We start from the raw sequence: 18,433 nt of genomic DNA, 5'->3' as shown, positions 1-18,433 counted from the left end.
CGGAATATTCCATGAACCGCCGTATACCGAACGGTACGTACGGTGGTGTGAGAGGTCGGGGGCTCGCCGCCCCCTCCTACTCGATCATGAGTACACGAAGCTTTTGGTTATACGCGCTCCGGTTTATCCAGCGGCAACCATTTCAGGACATCCTGGATTTTGGCGTCCCAGTATCCCCACTCATGTGCCCCCGGACCTTCCTCATAAGTCAAAGACAACGAGGTTTGGCTGCAAGCCTTACGAAAACGCTGATTATCCTCGAACAGGAAGTCTTCTGTGCCGCAACATTGATACAGTTTTGTTTTGGGACCTTTGGACGCATGATGCTGTTCCAGCAGCCAGAGCAGGTCGTCAGGGGTTCCGCTGATATCCTTCGTGCCGAAGATCAGCTCATACTCTTTAGTCTTCGCAGTCGGATCTTCCCAGTTCATATAGTGATGCGCCATATCTAAAGCACCTGAAAGACTGGCAGCCGCGGCAAAAGTCTCCGGCTTGCGCAGTCCCAGCTTGATCGCCCCGTAACCTCCCATCGACAATCCGGCGACAAAATTATCTTGTCGTGCCGGTGATAGCGGGAAGAACGAACGTGCCAGCGCCGGCAGCTCTTCGCTAATAAAGGTCCAATACTTGCCTCCAGAGGCCATATCTGTGTAAAAGCTCCGGTGCACCTGCGGCATCACCACCGCAATGCCCATCTCAGCGACATACCGTTCAATAGACGTGCGGCGCAGCCAGATGGAATCATCATCGGATAAGCCGTGCAGAAGAAATAATGTGGGATGCAGGCCATTTCTGGTCACATTGCTCATTCCGATCTGCGTGGTAGTCTGCTGCGGCAAAATCACCGTCATCGATGTGCTTAACTGAAGTACTTCTGAATAAAAACGACATTCGATCAAAGCCATAATTGTATCCTCCTCCCGCCCAAATAATAGCACAGCCAAATGCCGATATGAATTGTAGAAGTCTACTAATTATTTACCAGATGGGATTGCTGGTGCCGCATACCGCGGAATATAATGGAATGGGGACAAAGTCTCCTGAATGTGTGCAAATATGTAATAGCAGATTACTAGAGAGGCGGAAGCACGATGCAACCGGGCCGAAACCAGGAGCAGGGATTCACTTTAATCGAAGTTCTGGCAGCTATCGTCATTTTGTCGATTGTATCCCTGGTCCTTACGTCCTATTTTACACAGGCCATGACATATTCAAAATCCAACCAGAATAAGACGATTATGGTCAATCTGGCGCGCAATGCGCTCTTTTATATGGAGAAGCAGGATTTTGATAAAATGAAAGTTTTTCTTGATGATAAGAATAAAGATGTTTTGGCTGCAGATTGCAGGCCGGGGAGCTGCGGGACCAGTGATTATTCAGATGCCTTTGAAGATACTGAAGCACTATCCAATATACTTAATCTTCAAATAAACAACATATGGTACTCCATTAATATAATTTATCAGCCGGCATTGTTGAGTGGCACGTCTGAGTCTTCTGGCAGCTCAACAGTGGATAAGTCGAGAATTAATGAATACCTGCTGCCAATAAAAGCAGTTGTTACCCGGGTCGATGGTGGAAACCAGCCGAATTATACTGTGAATGTGGAGGGATACATCACCGATGAAAGGATTCGATAAAGGCATCAAATCGGAAGAGGGCTTCACTTTAATCGAGATGATTGTAGCTTTGACTCTATTCTCTTTGGTCGCTGGTCTGATTTCCGGAGTTACCATGTTCGGATTCCGCAGTTATCATAAAATCACAGTGGAAAATGACCTACGATATGAGGCGGACTTAATCATGTCCTCAATTATTACGGAATTATATACTTACGGGGCTGAGCGGGTTCAGAATACAAATGGTGGGATTGAATTGATCAAAACTGGAGTGTCCACACGGCGGACGATTCGGATTGCAGGAAATCATATTTTGATATCCAAATTAGTGGGTGGGGCTGAAGTTGCTTCTCCTATCGATGTGGACTCCGAGCTTGGAGGTTCTGTTATCTCAGCTGTGACGACAGATGGCAGACCCTGTAATGCGACAACCACATGTAACTCAGGACTAATACGGATTAAACTTGATCTTAAATATAAAGGAATCGAAGAAGACCGTTTGGAAATGGAAAGCCGATTCGGATTCTAGGAGGCTGTCGCCGGTATGCAGAGGTACGAAAGTAATGCTGATAACGCCAAAAGATCTATTTCAAGAAAGATCAACGTCCTTTCCGAGCAAGGCTCTGCTCTCGTTCTGGTGATGTTTATTGTTCTGCTGTTAACCATACTTGGAGTTAGTGTGTTAGGTGCCGCGGTTGGGGGAGCAAGGCTCACAGAGACTAGGGAGAGTGATGTCCAGAGCTTACATCTTGCCCAGAAAACGATTGATGAAGCCCTGGCATATATTACGGCAGAGTTAAATAATAAAATCCAAAATAGCAGCACGATGACCCAAGATGAGATTGACGATTACATTAGCAGATTCCTTGAGTCGCTGAATGATAATAAAGATGAGTTTGTTGCTACAACCGACTTTCAGGGTGCCACTAATGGGATAACCGATTTTTCTGTTGAGGAAGACCCGATCAATGGTGAGCAGAAAGTGACCATTACAGCTAATGCCACAATAAACGGAGTCCTGAGGACACTTCAGCAAAAGATTGTGATTACAACTTTTCCTGATTTCCTTAATTATTCTCTGGGTTCTGAGGGGACAGTCTATTTAAATGGTTCTCCAGAAATAGACGGCAATATATACGCGGGAGTCAAATTGAAACTGAGTAAGGTAGCCAACTATGTGCATAATACCAAACTTCCTCAGACCAGCCAATTCCCGAAGATTGACGGTGAAGCACAGGTTCAATCCATGAAGAATATAGAATACTCGGAGAATGGGAAAGATTATACTCTTATCACCGAAGTGCCAACTGGAGTGACACTGGATAAAAGGGTAAAAGAAATTAGTGAAGGTGCGGTAATTAAGAAAAAGTCAACCTTTGTCCAGATCAATGTAGAGGATTCCTTTCTGGATAAAGTGACTGAAGCTACAAATGCATTAGGCAAGAAAGGGGAATACTCCAACATTTATTATGGATCGACCGGAGGAGACGGTAATGAGAGTGCTACGATTCGCGGAAAAAGGCTAATCACATCGCTTCAGGCAACAGGTGTAGGCATGCCTACACTAAAGCAGCCCTTGCTTGCAGATTATGATGGGATTAAATCACCAACGGACCCGAAGAAAGACGCCACGGATGAGGAGAAGCAGCAACTTTATGAAGAGGCGCTACAGCAACTGAAGAGCGATTTAAGTGGACTTTCAGTAAGCACCATATTTAATGGTAGCCTGGAATTGAACGGAGTAGACTTTGATAGAATAGTTGATACAGATAAGACTGGAAGTCAGAGCAGTTCGAATTGGTTTATTGTTAATGGTGATTTAACACTGGACAACTACGCTTCGCAAGCGATAAAAGTTCAAAGCAATATTCTGGTAACCGGCAATTTGTACATTAAGGGTGACGTATCCTTCGATTCAACAATGTTTGTGCTCGGAAAGACGGAGGTCGTCAACGCTACAGTAACAGGCATCGACCAGAAAGAACTGGTCCTCATTTCCAAGGGTTCCATCCTGATTAACCGTGTAGAGGAGTTCAAGGATACAGCGACAGTTTTGAGAGCATTTTTCTATACTGACAGTACGGCTGAGTTGTATGGCGTAGGTTCTATCTTCTCTTTGGACGGAGGTTTTTTCGCCAAAGGAGATTTGATTATCAATGCGGTGGTCGGGAAGGTCGGTTTGAAAGAGGGATATGATGAATTTAATTTTGACCCTCAAACAGAGTCGGCGGATCCGCGTTTTATTGTCCATTACAACAAGAATGTATTCGAGGATCAAAAGATTGGTCTTCCGCGCATTAATCAAGTCAACATCAAGGTAGGCCCGATAGAGTTGTTGCAACCGGGAAGTTAATCAGAATTGCTTGTAATCATTCGTTATAGTTATATACAATAGGCTGCCCTCGTCAAGTTGAGGGCAGCCTATTTAGGTACTGTTGAATACAGTTGTGGAACTGAAGAGTGTCTTTCAGATGTTAATAACGATTGTTTGTAGCGTCTTCAGCATTATTGACTGAAAGCGTGTAGACCGCAGATATTTCCAAGTTGTTCGCAGCCGTATAGAAAGCCTTAATATGTGCGATCCCCTTAGCTTTAGCAGTCACCTTACCTGCCTGATCGACTACGGCAGCAGCAGTGTTGTCGCTTTCCCAAGTTAAGCTGCTGATAATGTTCGATGGCACTGTACCTGACGGGTTGGTCATTAGTAAAAATTGTTGCAGTGACAAACTCTCTCCAGGAAGTAAGATGCTGTGGTTAGGTTTAAATGCAAGACCAGGCTGTGAGACACTTACGATATACTCAGGGCTTTTTATAAAGGCTGCGCTGATAGAATCTCCGACACTTACTGTAATGCCGATTGAATCCTTAGGTGAAATGCCTTTAAGGATAATGGTATTCCCGGAAGTTTCGATGCTTGCTTTTAATACTGTATCACTGTCAGAGGTGACAAATCCTGCATAGTTAAGATTTCCAGTATCAACGAGTGACCACTTGTAGAGTTCTTGATTGGCGCTGGCTGGATTAGGAGTCACATTTAGTACGATTGTTCCCCCCGGAAACACACTGTTTAGACCTGATATCGTGAGAGATTCAAGTTTTACAGTAATTATCTTGCTCTCGAGTACTCCCATTTGATTAATATCTGTAGTAACCAGCACACTCACGGTATATACACCCGATTTTGATGGATTGAATATAATCTTATTGGGTTCCTCGGCGCTAGTCATGCTAGCAACAGCTCCGTCTGCAGAGACAGCATGCCAGGTGTATTGAATGCCGGTCTCCTTCGTTTGATGATAATTGGCAGAAAGTTCTATCGGACTATTTACAAGTGTGCTATCCGGCCCGCTAATATCAAGTTCAGGATTCACCACAGTTACTTTTGCAGTTGAACTTAAAAAGCTTCCGTCTGTAGCTACGACAGTTATGTCTGCGGATCCTACTTTATGGGCGGTCACAACACCGTTAGAGTCCACACTTACAAATTCCGGTTTGTTAGAACTCCAGCTCAACCATTTATCTGCTTTGTCGGGAGGAGTAACAGTCCTTGATAGTTTCTGGGTATCGCCAAGTAAAAGATCTGTCTTCTCAATGTTTAAGAATGTTATTCTGTCCAGAGCAGTTATTGTCATCGATAAAAAGTTAATCGGCGTACGCACCTGTGGAGTTGGCGTTGGCGTCGGCGTAGGTGTTGGCGTCGGCGTAGGAGTTGGAAGCGCCACAGGTAACGTTTTGCTATAAGGCAGAATATCAATTAGCGATGAAGCATTCAGAGAGGCTGCAATCACGTTACCGTGTACCTGTCCGTTGGAAATATTTACGGCTGCTTTTGGCGCTAGGATCGAACCGTATATCGTAGCACCGGATATATTGACAGTAGTAGCATTCGGGAAATTGAATATTACATTGTTCCCAGTAGTACCACCTGGAAGTGGAAATGCTTTGTTAAAATTAATGGTTGTCCCCGTAACATTATAAATCATTGATGAGTTGTTGGGGACTGTTACATTAGGCCATCCGGATTGGAATGTGTCGGACGTGAATCGGAATACGTTGGTAGCCTGGGTTCCATTCAAATACAAATTGCTGTATTCGTACCTGCTGGTCCCATTGGCAGGAATAGCTGCAATAAGATCTGAGTAATCCTCGTAATAAAGACGAGCTGCTTCAAAGTCGATTAGTGTTCCTTGGGTGTAGCTTCCGTTCACAATATTTCCGGAATAGACTTTGTTGTAAGTTCCCTGGTGAAGGATGTTACCATAGACGCTACCGTTGGTGAAATTGAGGTCACCACCTGTGACAATTGCGTATGGCACGTTTCGGCCATTTGATTGATTAATATCCACTCCACTTGTTGTGGTTGTACCTCCCGCTGCAAGATTACCTTTTAGCGAAGCGGTTACCCGGGCGGTACCGAATACAAATGCGTTATAATCTCCCGCGATGCCAAGAGGGGATCTTGTCGTCGTTTTGGAAGGGTCGAATGCAGCTGTTGGCACTGGCGTCGGAGTAGCGGTAGCAGTTGTAGATATGGCCGCATGAATATCTAAAAAGTCTATATATGCGGTATCAAAGTTAAAGGTCTTTGCCTCAATAGCCTTGACGTTGATACTGAATTTGACAGGATCAGTTGAAGTCGGCTCAAAGGTCTTGACTCCATTTGCTGCTACTTGCAGCGTATAGGTTACATCCGGCAATGATTTTTCTAGTACATATCCCGTAGCCACGCTCCCTGTAGAAGTGATGCCTGCGGGTAAGCTGCCTACAATCTCAATATTGGCCGGAAGAGTCTCATGGAACTTAATATCAGAAATCACTTGATTCACCGCCAGCTGATCCGCACTGCTGACTTGATTAAACGGTACGGTTTTTGGCTTAACATTGTAGGTGATAGTGAACATTTCATCTTTGCCGACTTCACTTTTGGCATTGACATTAGCAGACAGCTCACGAGATACTTCAAGGTTCGCATTCGTTTTAAGAACCGTAATGTTAATAATTTGAGGGGTCGCATAGGCTCCTTGTTTATCATGAGCCGTAATTTCAATTCTTAGCGGACCTCCATCAGGCAAGGGGTTAGGAAAAGTTTGATGGACATTCTTGCCGGACAGTACCGCCATTTCTGTTACAGAAGTATCTGGAAGATAAACGTCTCCTGACTTAAAGCGCACTGTTGTGTACAAATCATGGTCATTTAAATCAGAATCTTCTACTGTATAATCGATAAGCAGTTCCTTCTGATAAGAGGGTTTGATTTCATTTTGTTTCGGTGTATTAACCTTGATCTCGGGTGAATGGTTTGCACCAATATACGCCCGGTACATCGTATTGACGAATAACTTCTGTTCCCAATCCGGGAAGGTTTCGCTGGATGTGCCAAAAATATGACCTGTACCTGAGTAAGTCACATTTCCTTTGGAGTACGTGTAATAATGATTCCAACTGTCATTGGTATCTCGGGAGCTCCCCGAAATGTTGTACCAAGGGACAATTGTGGAATCCTCTAAATTCAGTGTGAAGTATTGATTATGGGTGGTAGCTACCTGAGGCGTGATGACACTGTACTGTTCATTGCTACTATTAAGTGCGCTCAGATAAAAAGGATACTGGGTAAGTAAGCCGTCATTGACAGGCTTTACTGATTGTGAAGTATTCGGTGCGCCGAGTCCAAGATTAGTTTCCGGTGCGATTTGTCCGGTAGTATCTTTAAAGAAATTGACCCACTTGCTGGAATTGTTATATACCGTATCATGGGTGAACATAACACTCTGCTTCGTAACATTGGCGAAATTTAGTACGGCCGCGGCAGCACGATCACTGATTGGCGCGTTATCGTTATATACATCCCTGAATCCGAAGATCAGCATATCGTAAACGCCGTTTAGGCCATACGAACCGTTAGCTGCGAATTTTGCAGCCACATAATTGTTGAAATCCGTCATAGACTTCGTTTCTATGTTTAACTGGTAATCGTCAGTATTAAGATAGCTCTGATTCATATTGCTGGATTTCAGCAAGCTGCTTTGATCGCCGGTATTTGGGAGTACCTGCAAAATATTGACGATGGTCTTTTGGCCGCGGAAGCGAATGGTTCCGCTGTCGAAATCTTTCAGCTTACTCGTATTTAAAGAGTCTGTAATCTCCAGTTTCCAATAAAGTAGCCCGGAATAGGTGTTAGGGAGTGTGTAATTGATCTCTCCATTTCCGTTCTGGTTAAGTGTTTTAACGGCAACAACCTGTAATTCGGTCATCGGAATAGATTTATCAACACTAATATATAGTTTCGCAACAATAGGATTGGCACCAAAGTTTTGTACATTAGTAACCCTAAAGTTGAAATCAAGTACGTCCCCCGGCTTGTAAATAATCGATTGGTCCGTACTATAATCTTTAATTCCATCCTTGTTCAGGATTTGGAGTCGAGGACGCTGCTTCAGTCCCGCCATGTAAGTAGAGGTTCCGGCTTTCAAACTGGTAATCATTGTGCTTAATTCGTTATCGTTAAGAAAAATTACATTATGGCTTGTGGCGTTCACACGATACGGATTGAAGGTTTTATACAGCTTACCGTCGGTCTGCATATATGACGTATTCGTAAAGGTATCCTTGTGAAAGAAGACATAGAGGCCCTTGTCGATAAAGGTATTTATAATTTCTTGAGCCTTCAAATTGGTAATATCATTCATGATGGCTGTGGTATTGTGGTTCTTGTCAGTAACGCTTGCAGTGCTATATTTGATACTGGTACTACCCTTGCCGAAATATACGGCATCGTATTTTCCATCTAAAGTATCACGAAGTGACACAAATCGCTTCATACTCATAGTGTCAATTGTTACATCGGACATGCCCGATTTCAAATTGGCAAGCTCAGTGTTTCCTGAAGGTGTAATCTCCAGCATGCGAATCTGGTAACTCTCTCCTGTGGCGTTAACGTTCGAGAGGAAGTGCCTCACCGGTAAGACAAGCAGCAGACTGAGCAGGATCAGGCCAGATAGAAAATATAGTGCCTTATTGCGTTCGAGCTTCATTGCAAATCTCTCCCCGATCGTTATGTATTGGCAACATTCGTCATATAAGTATAAATTGTGGGTCGTTTTGATAGACAAGAATGACATGTCGTTGTAAAAATATCCATTCTATGCTATATATCATTCTAGGACATCTGCCAATGATAGGCAATATTTTTATATGTAAAAATACCCAGAAATACAGGTCTCGAGACCTGTGAACTGGGAAGTTTTAAAGTTCGCCACACTTTGCGAAAAATAATGAAATATAAAGGATATATCGGGTATTTTGGATCATAAATGAATAGGATTTTTTCATTTTTTTCTAAATATTTCAATAAAAGAAGTCGATAAGTATACATAACCTATACGGCATGGAGTTGACAGAATTTGGCCATTGTGAAAAAGAGACTAGGAGACTTGCTGGTAGAAAATGGAATTATTTCACAAGAACAGCTGACGGAAGCTCTTGCCGAACAACGAAAAAGTAAGCGCAAGCTCGGTGACCTGCTCATTACACAAGGCTACATTACAGAGCAGCAGTTAATCGAAGTGCTGGAATTTCAGCTGGGAATTCCCCATGTAAGCCTGTTTAAATATCAAATTGATCCAGCGATTACCCAGATTATTCCGGAGAGTATGGCCAAGCGCTATCAGGTGCTGCCATTCTTGAAGGACGGGGGCAAGCTGATGGTCGCGATGGCTGATCCGCTAGATTATTTTGCAATAGAAGATTTGCGGATGAGTACAGGGTTTAAGATCGAGCCTGCAATTTCCACACGAGATGAGCTGCAGAGGGCTATAGCGCGGCACTACGGCATGCGTGATTCCATGAGTCAGATGATGGTAGAGTTGCCGACCCAGGAAGAAATAGAAGAAACAGAGATTACCGATGAGGATTCTCCTATTGTGCGTCTGGTCAATCAGATGATCCAGCAAGCTGTAGCCCTTAGGGCTTCGGACATCCACGTTGACCCGGGCGAGAACAATCTCTCCATCCGCTACCGCATAGACGGCGTTTTGAGAACAGAGCGTGTAATCCCCAAACAAATGCAGGGTTTCATTACCGCCCGCCTGAAGATTATGGCCCGTCTCAACATTGCCGAGCGGCGTTTGCCGCAGGATGGACGGATCAAGATGCAATTTGATTATAAAATGATCGATATCCGCGTGTCCTCACTACCGACCATGCATGGCGAGAAGATTGTTCTGCGGCTCCTTGACTTAAGCACGGGAGTGAAGTCGGTCGATACGCTTGGATTCAGCGACAGCAATGCCGAGGCTTTTAAGACCATGATCACGCGTCCCTATGGAATCCTCTTGATTACTGGGCCAACGGGAAGCGGCAAAACCACAACCTTATACTCGGCGCTCAATCAGCTTAATGTAGAAAGTGCCAATATTATTACCGTTGAGGACCCTGTAGAGTATCAGCTCGAAGGTGTCAATCAGGTGCATGTCAACCCGTCAATCGGGCTGACCTTCGCCGCCGGACTGAGATCCATTCTGCGGCAGGATCCCAATATAGTGATGGTCGGAGAGATCCGGGATACGGAGACGGCGGAAATTGCCGTTCGCGCATCACTGACAGGACATCTTGTATTATCTACCTTGCATACGAATGATGCGATCAGCACGATTTCACGTTTGCGGGATATGGGAGTAGAGCCTTATCTTATTGCTTCCTCATTGATTGGAATTGTATCGCAACGCCTTGTGCGGAGAATATGCCCGGAGTGCAAGGATACGTACAAGCCAACAGAGCAAGAATCAATTATGCTGCGGAATAACGGCCTTCCAGCAAATGTGCTGCACCGCGGACGTGGTTGCGGCAGCTGCAACACAACAGGTTACCGCGGCCGGGTAGCTATTCATGAAGTACTGACTGTTGATGATCATATGCGCCAGCTGATTGCCGACTCCGCGTCGGTCGAAGATCTTAGAAATGCAGCCAAAGCGCGGGGGATGATTCAGCTTATGGAGGACGGCTTCCTGAAGGTTGCCCAGGGTGTAACCACACTGCAGGAGGTTATTCGTGAGACTGTTTCGCATTAGCAAGGCCCATTAAGAGCTCAATTTATCAAGGGGGAAGACAATCGTGCCGTCATTCACAAGAGACATCATACAGCTGCTGCACATGGCTTATTCCTCCAAAGCCTCCGATTTGCATATTTCTGCAGGTTCACCGCCGGTCATAAGGATCGATGGTAGTCTTCAATCGTTGGAAGGCGAGAAATTATCATCTGAAGAGACCCTGCACATGGCGGAAGTTCTGATGGGTGACCAACGAAGCCTGGCTTTCCAGAACGCAGGAGAGCTCGACTTTTCCTTTCCGCTTGAGAATGGCGTGCGCTATCGCGTTAATGTATACCGCCAGCGGGCAGGTGTCAGTATTGCTGCCCGGTCAATTCCGGCTGAAATCCCGAGCCTGGAGCAGCTTTCTCTGCCCCCGGTGCTGTCTTCACTGACGAAGAAACCACAGGGCCTGATTCTGGTTACGGGACCGACCGGGAGCGGCAAATCCTCCACCCTGGCGGCCATGATCCATCATATTAATAAGAGTGAAAAAAAGCATATTGTTACGCTTGAAGATCCGATTGAATTTCTGCACAGCCACGGCTCTTGCCTGATCGATCAGCGGGAGGTGGGTAGTGATACGGCCAGCTTCGCCAATGGATTGCGGGCTGCTCTGCGTCAGGATCCCGATGTTATTCTTGTTGGTGAAATGCGTGATTTGGAGACCATCTCTGCTGCCGTTACGGCAGCAGAGACTGGACACTTGGTAATGGCGACGTTACATACCACGGACGCCCCGCAGACAATTGACCGGATTATTGATGCTTTTCCTGGTCATCAACAGGGGCAGATACGCTCCCAGCTGGCTTCTGTCCTGCTGGCAGTAGTAAGTCAGCGACTCTTCCCGAGAGCGGGAGGCCGTGGTCGGCTCTGTGCGACGGAGATTCTGGTAAACACACCGGCTGTAGCCAATTTGATCCGCACCGAGAAGACTCATCAGATCAAGAATGTGATGCAGACCGGGCGTTCCCTCGGCATGCATACGCTGGAAATGAGCATCCGGGAATACCTGTCTCTTGGACTGATTCAGCCGGATACTGCTAAAGCGTACATGGCGGAGGTGAACGGCTGATGCCTTTATTTGAATATCAGGTCAAGACTTCTAGTGGCAAGGCGATAAAGGGAACGCTGACCGCGACCAACAAACCTACAGCCATGGAAGAGCTGCGGAAACGCGGATTAACCGTGTTCTCCCTGGTCGAACGTAAGACAAGCGTATTGTCCATGGACATCTACATCGGTAATCCGGTGAAGACCATGCATTTCATTATCTATTGCCGTCAGTTTGCGACGTTAATGCGCGCAGGCGTATCCATTGTTGACGCTACAAGAATTCTGGCTGAACAGACAGAGAGCAAGCCGCTGCGTAAAGCGCTGCAGGATGTCAATTCCAACTTGATGCGCGGGGTTTCCTTCTCGCAGGCGGTTCAGGATCACAAGAAGATTTTCCCACAGTTGTTTGTCAGCATGATTCGGGCTGGTGAAGAATCGGGGGATATGGAAGGGACGCTAGACAGGCTCGCGGTGTTCTTCGAGAAGCAGCACAACACAACCGAGAAGATCAAATCCGCACTGACGTATCCCATTACGGTTGGGGTGATGGCGATTGCTGCCGTTGTTTATCTGTTATGGGCCATTGTCCCGCAGTTTGTAACCATGTTCGAGTCTATGAATGCCGAGCTTCCGGCCATTACCAAGATGGTTCTTGCACTTAGCAAAAGCATTCAAGGCCAATGGTATTTCTGGCTTCTGGGTGTACTGGCTATCGTAATTGCTTACCAGATTGCCAAACGCACCGAGAAGGGGGCATATGCCCTGGATTATGCCAAACTGAAAATACCGGTATTCGGCAAGTTGAACCAGAAAGGCTCCATTGCCCAGTTTACCCGTACTTTCGCGTCCCTTTATGCAAGCTCTGTTCCCATTCTGCAGTCTTTGACGATCGTTGAGGAAGTAGCGGGCAACAAAGTGATCGGCCGCTTCATTAGTAGTGCCGGTGATTCTCTGAGAAAAGGGAATCCGCTCTCCGAGCCGCTGAAGAAAGCTTGGGTATTTCCGCCTCTGGTCACACAAATGATTGCGATTGGTGAGGAGACCGGCGCATTGGATACGATGCTTTCCAAGGTGGCCGATTTCTACGAAATGGACGTCGAGAATACGGTCGACCGTCTGAAATCGCTGCTGGAGCCGCTGCTTATTGCTTTTCTAGCTGGCGTAGTTGGGGTTATTGTTGCTTCCATTATGCTGCCAATGTTTAGCCTGTACGGGAATATGTAATTTTTCCGTGCATTGTACATATTGAGAGGGGTGACGCCGGGAAGGCGGAGCGGAAGGATGGATCATGGGACTTTCGCAAGGGCTGGACGATGGAAGAGTTATTTCTATATCAAGTAAGGCAGCAAGAATGACGTTCGTAGATAAGACTTCTTTATCGGAAAGACACCTAATCATAACTATAATCAAGGGGGAAATGTCATGTTGGCAGAAGCAATTAAGAAAAGACTGAGTAAGGAAGAGAATCAGAAGGGTTTTACACTCATTGAGTTACTGGCGGTTATCGTTATCTTGGGTATTATCGCGGTTATTGCGGTTCCATTGATCGGGAATGTAATTACTAATTCACGTACTAATTCGGACAAAGCAATGGCGCAACAGATAGCAGATGCTGCACGTTTATATGTGGTAGGTGATTTAAACGGAGTCTATCCGGCCGATCCAATTCTTCTATCGACTATTCAAGGAGCAAACTATATTGACGATAACTTGGTACTGCCAAGTACAAAAGCAGCCCTAACAGTTGGAACCACATCCGTTACATTTAATGCAGATGGAACTTTGGTGAACGTTACAATTACACCTCATCCAGCAAGTCAATCAACGGATGGAGTTTTTACAGCAGCAGAGCTTAAGTGAACCAAAAGGAATCGGACCATTCCGGTTCCTTTTTTAAAATGACCGAAGGGTAACCCTATTAATTATGACGATAATGATAGCTATATATATTACCTTGCTGGGGCTGGTTCTGGGTTCGTTCTATAATGTGGTTGGGCTGCGGGTTCCAGTGCAGGAATCTCTGGTGCGTCCCCCATCTCACTGCCCCAGTTGCGAAAAGCAACTAAAACGGCGGGATCTGATTCCGGTGCTCAGCTACGTATTGTCCGGCGGTAAGTGCCGGTATTGCGGGATTCGCGTATCGCTACTGTATCCCTTGGGAGAAGCAGCAACAGGTCTTTTGTTTCTATGGGTATACCTTACCTTCGGGTTGACGGGACAGGGACTGGTAGGTTTTCTGCTGGTCAGCCTTGCGGTAATAATCACAGTCTCGGATTTAAAGTACATGCTGATCCCGAATAAAGTGCTGTTATTTTTCCTGCCGCTTGTTCTTATAGCAGTACCGTTCGTAACGGATGAACTCTTGTGGCATCATCTGCTGGGTGCTGTACTCGGTGGCGGTGTGATTCTGCTGCTTGCCCTTTTTGGGGGAATGGGTCTCGGAGACGCGAAGCTGTTTGCCCTGTTCGGATGGGTCATCGGCTTTCCGAATGTCATTCTGGCTTTCATGCTCGCTTGTCTATTGGGGACCATAGCGGGTGGTATAATGATTCTGCTGGGATCAGCAGAGCGTAAACAGCGGATCCCTTTCGGACCATGGCTTGCTGCCGGTTCGCTTATTGCCTACGGGTACGGTTCATGGATCATCGACTTATATCTTTCGCTCATCGGTTAGGAGGATTAACATAGCATGCTTGGACTAGGTCACAGGGCGGACGGTCTCTCGATTGAGGAATCGGGCATCCGCTACATCAGCTTAAAGAAGAATAAGGCATGGGAAATCCGAAAAAAACGGTTTCTCCCCCTGCGGCCAGGCATGATCATTGAGAACCGGGTGGCGGATAGCGAGGCACTGCTGGAAGCAATCAAGGCTTGGGTGAAGCAGGAAGGTCTGCGCGGCACAAGGGTTTCTTTGACTCTACCACCTTCACAGATCATTATCCGAAAAATGACTCTTCCAGCGACCAACGAGAAGCAACTGCAGCAGTTGGTGAAGCTTGAAGTAGAGACGGGACTTCATTTACCTTTTGAGAATCCGGTATACGACTATGTTATTACTGAAGCTGGGGAGAATGAGAGCCAACTGCTTGTTTTTGCTGCCCCGCGCAAACCAATCCAGGATTACATAGAAATTCTGGAGAAAGCCGGTATTCGTGTAGGCAGAGTAGAGATTTCCGCAACAGCACTTGCCCGCAGTTTATCCATGGGTCTGGAGACGAGTTTCTCCGAAACGATGCTGATTCATATGGAGCAGTCCGTGATGGACATCTATATGTTCCGCAGTGGCGAACCCGTATTTATTCGAACGATTAGCCTTCAGGATCTGCATCAGGACAAACCGTCCGGTATGATGCTTTCGGAAGAGTATTTGCTTGAAGCGGCAGCGGCCAGCGCTGGAGCGGAAGAGCATCTCTCACCGGAGCAGATTGTCGAGATTACGGCGGAAATTTCAAGGATGCTGAACTTCTATCAATACAGTCTGCATGATGGAACGACAAAGATTCGGAATATCCTGATCACAGGGTCTGAACAGCTTCGTCAGCAGCTTGACCGGGAGCTGAAACAGGCGCTCGCCGAGGTCGAAATATCTCCGATTGTCCTGGAACAGCTGGGAGCACAATCTCAACAGGATAAAGAGCTTAACAGCTACCGGGTAGCAGTTGGAGCAGCCATCGCAGGCACAGAGAAGATTATCGACCTGTTGCCGCGGGAAGACCGGGAAGCGATCATGTTTCCATACGTTGCTTTGGCACTTGTGGGAATTTGGATGCTGGGCGTTATTGGTACCGGGATGTATTATATGGTTAACCAAGGACAGATCTCCAATCAGGAGCAGGAGATCCAGGGGTTGCAGGACCGGAATCTCATGCTTCATCAGGAACTCGACAAATCGAACAATAGCGGCGGGGGATTACTAGACCGTAAAGCGGCGATTGACGAAATTTTAAAGTATAAGCTGAGCGCGGTCGCTGTTCTGGCTGAACTGGCTCAGAGACTTCCGCAAGGAGGCGTACTGCGAGACATCGTCTATACGTACCGTACTTCGATCGATTTGACCGTGAGCGTGCCAAGCATGGAGTCCGCATCGGCCTATTTGGCCGAGCTGAGAGCAATGTCGTTTACAGTAGACGCGTCCATTCAAAAGCTAACGGAAGGCGATACGGCTTCCGGCGTGGGAGGTTCGGCTGCTAGTTCCCTTCAGAAGACATACACCGCGGTCTATAAGGTGAATATGTCAGCACTCCAGCAGCAGGATAGCGCACAGAAAAGCCAGGAGGAGGTGAGCGGCGATGGAACAGATCAATAAATACCGTTCTCCCATTGTACTCGGGGTCCTCGTTATGTTCCTGCTGCTGTTCGCATTCTATGTACTGGGAATTCAGCCAGACATCAAACAGTCCTCGGTGAATAAGGACAATATCTCGCAGCTTCAGTTGGAGAATAACACACTTCAGAAGAGCATTGATGAGTTGAAGAATGATGATGAAGAAAATGCAGCGCAGGCAGCGTTGATGGAGGCACTGCCGCGTGGGGATAACAGCGAGCAATTGATTCTGAGTCTCCGTGAAATTGAAGCGAAGACATATGCCCGCATCAAGGATGTCAGCTTCAGTCTGGATGACGCCAATCCGATTCAGGAAATGACAGGTTCCACAGATGTCCAGTTTCCTACGGTTAAGCAGATCAAAATGACCGCTATCGTTGAGGGCGGATATACAGAAATCTATAATTGGATCCAGGAGCTGCAGTTGCTGCCCCGGATCATTAATGTAGATTCCTTCAACTTCCAGCAGCCGGTAGAGCAAACGATGCAGGGGGCAGACGGAATATTAACCGCAAATGTTTCATTTACGGCTTATTTTGAAGAAGAGCCGGCAGAGTAACAAGCACTAAAGAAGACTCCGAATTCCCCTGCGTGGGAGATTCGGAGTTTTTGTCTTTTATCAGGGCTGGCTGTTTTTGTCCATTCAAGAAAAGCTGCTTTTATGTCGGTTTGACTTCATCCTCCCGTCTTACTCACTCACTGCTCACCCCATCTTCCAGAATGGTTTATGCGTAGACTCCGGCTTTGTTGTTCTGTTGTGGGTTACCTTGCTCACGGCGATCAACCGCTTCTGAGCTTTGTAGATGTCCCGGGACAGCTTTTTCTTCTCTACCGGCTGGCCATCTACCATACGGGTAATATAAGTCTCGACGATATAACCGGTTTTTCCGCTTTGAAGAATCCGTGAGCTTCCCGGAGACAGCGAGGAATCGATGATGAATTTATCGGGTGGAGTCAGGGTCTCCACGATGCTTGATTCAATGCGGTAAGTGACGTTACGCGGGAAGGTCCCGAACAGTTTTACGGTAAGCGTTCGGTTCTGCACGGCTGCATGGATAATCAGGAACTTCCCGGTATTATTACGGAACCTGAAGTTGATGTAACCTTCAGCGAAGGTGGCATCCTGGCCTTTAGGCAGATAGCTGACCGGAAGCGAATGATTGCGCCGTTCGACAATCTCGAGGCCGGAACGCAGTGCTGCATTGTACAGGGTGCTGGATACCTGACAAATTCCGCCCCCCATGCCCGGTTGAAGCTTACCGTTCACGATAACCGGCGCTTCACGGAAGCCGTATATCTTCCGCGCTTTCTCGATGGCTTTGCCGTAATCAAAGATACCTCCCGGGGGCAAGATTGTCCCGTCTACCGCTTTCGCCGCTGAGTCCACATTATAAATTCGTCCCGGGCCGCTGGAGCCGAGGGTAGTGCTGAACTGGGCGATTTTACGTTCAATGCCTTCTTGTTTCAGGGACTTTACGGTGACTTCGGGCTGTACGACAGTGAGTGGTATTGGAACGGTAATCCCTTTATTCTTCGGCCCCTCCAGACTGCCGAGTTCTTTGGGAACTGCGTGCTGCAGAGACTTCTCCAGAACCTCCCAGTCTACCTGGCGAGAGGTTCTCCCTGGTGTATAGACGACCCGATCATTCTCTGTTATTCTCCTCGTCGCATCCACAGTTTCACCAAAGGTTTCTTTCTCCCACGTAGGGCTTAGTCTGCGCTGCAGCTCTGTAAGGTCCAAATGTACGTTCAAGCTCCAGCTCAAGGGAAAGTTTCTGCGGGCTTGAACGCGGTCGAGGAGTCCGCCTTCCTCCAGCTTTTGTAATCCCTGCAGGAAAGCTTCTGCTTCATAGCTGAGCCCAGCCTCGTGCAGAGTAAGTTTCAGTTCGGTGTTATTATCGGCAGTCAGCACGAGGGGGAGTTGATGCAGCTCAGTAATGTTCTCTTCAAGCTCTGTACGGACCTTATCCTTGTCCATTCCTCCGACATTCCAGCCTGCCAGAACAGTTCCTTCCGGTAGAGTCCGCTGTGAGCTGTAGTAATGAAGTGCTCCGAAGCCAAGCGAGAGGGTTAGCAGCAAGGAGGCACCTGCGATGAGGGCAATGTGTGCTTTTTTCATAAATTTTTCCTCCGGTGTTCTGATTTCACTTCATTTGCCGATAAATAAGTATGGGAATCCTCAGTCTGGTGCAGCAGGTTATGGCCTGCTCTCCACTACTGAAGAATGTGCCGATTCATGGTATTCCTATGTATATGCCAGTCCATCCCAAAACTTTCGGGTACTCAAGCTGGTAGGGATTTGTTACAATAGATACGTTGCGGTAAACGTGCGTTATATGGAAGCTTGAGCC

Annotated in this window: 13 protein-coding genes; 10 read left to right on the top strand and 3 right to left on the bottom strand. The window is 46.9% G+C overall.

Features of this window, described 5'->3' with window-relative positions; translation table 11 throughout:
- Window positions 1–107: 107 nt before the first annotated feature.
- Window positions 108–905, bottom strand: coding sequence for an alpha/beta hydrolase (locus tag ACAN55_RS17520; protein ID WP_379135590.1), 798 nt, complete (start codon window positions 903–905; stop codon window positions 108–110).
- Window positions 906–1,091: 186 nt separating this feature from the next.
- Here ACAN55_RS17520 and ACAN55_RS17515 point away from each other — a divergent pair, with 186 nt between their 5' ends.
- From ACAN55_RS17515 to ACAN55_RS17505, 3 genes are read left to right on the top strand one after another with little or no spacing between them, the layout of a single operon-like run.
- Window positions 1,092–1,640: a type IV pilus modification PilV family protein gene (locus ACAN55_RS17515; RefSeq protein ID WP_379135587.1), complete on the top strand. Its 549-nt coding sequence runs from the start codon at window positions 1,092–1,094 to the stop codon at window positions 1,638–1,640.
- Window positions 1,624–2,148: a prepilin-type N-terminal cleavage/methylation domain-containing protein gene (locus ACAN55_RS17510; RefSeq protein WP_379135584.1), complete on the top strand. Its 525-nt coding sequence runs from the start codon at window positions 1,624–1,626 to the stop codon at window positions 2,146–2,148. Before ACAN55_RS17515 ends, ACAN55_RS17510 begins: the two co-directional genes overlap by 17 nt.
- 15 nt (window positions 2,149–2,163) lie before the next feature.
- Window positions 2,164–3,972, top strand: a complete 1,809-nt coding sequence (locus ACAN55_RS17505; protein ID WP_379135581.1) for a hypothetical protein — start codon at window positions 2,164–2,166, stop codon at window positions 3,970–3,972.
- Window positions 3,973–4,093: 121 nt separating this feature from the next.
- Here the strand turns inward: ACAN55_RS17505 and ACAN55_RS17500 are convergent, their stop codons facing one another.
- Window positions 4,094–8,650, bottom strand: a complete 4,557-nt coding sequence (locus ACAN55_RS17500; RefSeq protein WP_379135579.1) for a collagen-binding domain-containing protein — start codon at window positions 8,648–8,650, stop codon at window positions 4,094–4,096.
- Window positions 8,651–9,019: 369 nt separating this feature from the next.
- Between ACAN55_RS17500 and ACAN55_RS17495 the strand changes: the two genes are divergently transcribed.
- From ACAN55_RS17495 to ACAN55_RS17465, 7 genes are all read left to right on the top strand, one after another.
- Complete coding sequence (locus ACAN55_RS17495) at window positions 9,020–10,684, top strand: GspE/PulE family protein (protein WP_379135577.1); 1,665 nt, start codon at window positions 9,020–9,022, stop codon at window positions 10,682–10,684.
- A gap of 43 nt (window positions 10,685–10,727) precedes the next feature.
- On the top strand, window positions 10,728–11,777 hold the full coding sequence (locus ACAN55_RS17490; RefSeq protein WP_379135573.1) for a type IV pilus twitching motility protein PilT: 1,050 nt from the start codon (window positions 10,728–10,730) through the stop codon (window positions 11,775–11,777).
- A complete protein-coding gene (locus tag ACAN55_RS17485) occupies window positions 11,777–12,982 on the top strand; it encodes a type II secretion system F family protein (protein WP_379135570.1) in 1,206 nt (401 codons plus the stop codon). Before ACAN55_RS17490 ends, ACAN55_RS17485 begins: the two co-directional genes overlap by 1 nt.
- A 198-nt stretch (window positions 12,983–13,180) precedes the next feature.
- On the top strand, window positions 13,181–13,618 hold the full coding sequence (locus ACAN55_RS17480) for a type II secretion system protein (RefSeq protein ID WP_379135567.1): 438 nt from the start codon (window positions 13,181–13,183) through the stop codon (window positions 13,616–13,618).
- Between the two features lie 73 nt (window positions 13,619–13,691).
- Window positions 13,692–14,432, top strand: a complete 741-nt coding sequence (locus ACAN55_RS17475; RefSeq protein WP_379135565.1) for a prepilin peptidase — start codon at window positions 13,692–13,694, stop codon at window positions 14,430–14,432.
- A gap of 15 nt (window positions 14,433–14,447) precedes the next feature.
- Complete coding sequence (gene pilM, locus ACAN55_RS17470; RefSeq protein WP_379135562.1) at window positions 14,448–16,064, top strand: pilus assembly protein PilM; 1,617 nt, start codon at window positions 14,448–14,450, stop codon at window positions 16,062–16,064.
- Window positions 16,048–16,641 carry a hypothetical protein gene (locus ACAN55_RS17465; RefSeq protein ID WP_379135559.1) on the top strand — a complete coding sequence of 198 codons (594 nt, stop codon included), beginning with the start codon at window positions 16,048–16,050 and terminating at the stop codon, window positions 16,639–16,641. Before pilM ends, ACAN55_RS17465 begins: the two co-directional genes overlap by 17 nt.
- 144 nt (window positions 16,642–16,785) lie before the next feature.
- Here the strand turns inward: ACAN55_RS17465 and ACAN55_RS17460 are convergent, their stop codons facing one another.
- Window positions 16,786–18,201, bottom strand: a complete 1,416-nt coding sequence (locus tag ACAN55_RS17460; RefSeq protein ID WP_379135557.1) for a VanW family protein — start codon at window positions 18,199–18,201, stop codon at window positions 16,786–16,788.
- Between the last annotated feature and the right edge of the window lie 232 nt (window positions 18,202–18,433).

This window comes from Paenibacillus oryziterrae, assembly GCF_042610485.1.
Classification (GTDB): domain Bacteria; phylum Bacillota; class Bacilli; order Paenibacillales; family Paenibacillaceae; genus Paenibacillus_AQ.
This window is presented reverse-complemented; position numbering and strand designations above follow the sequence as displayed.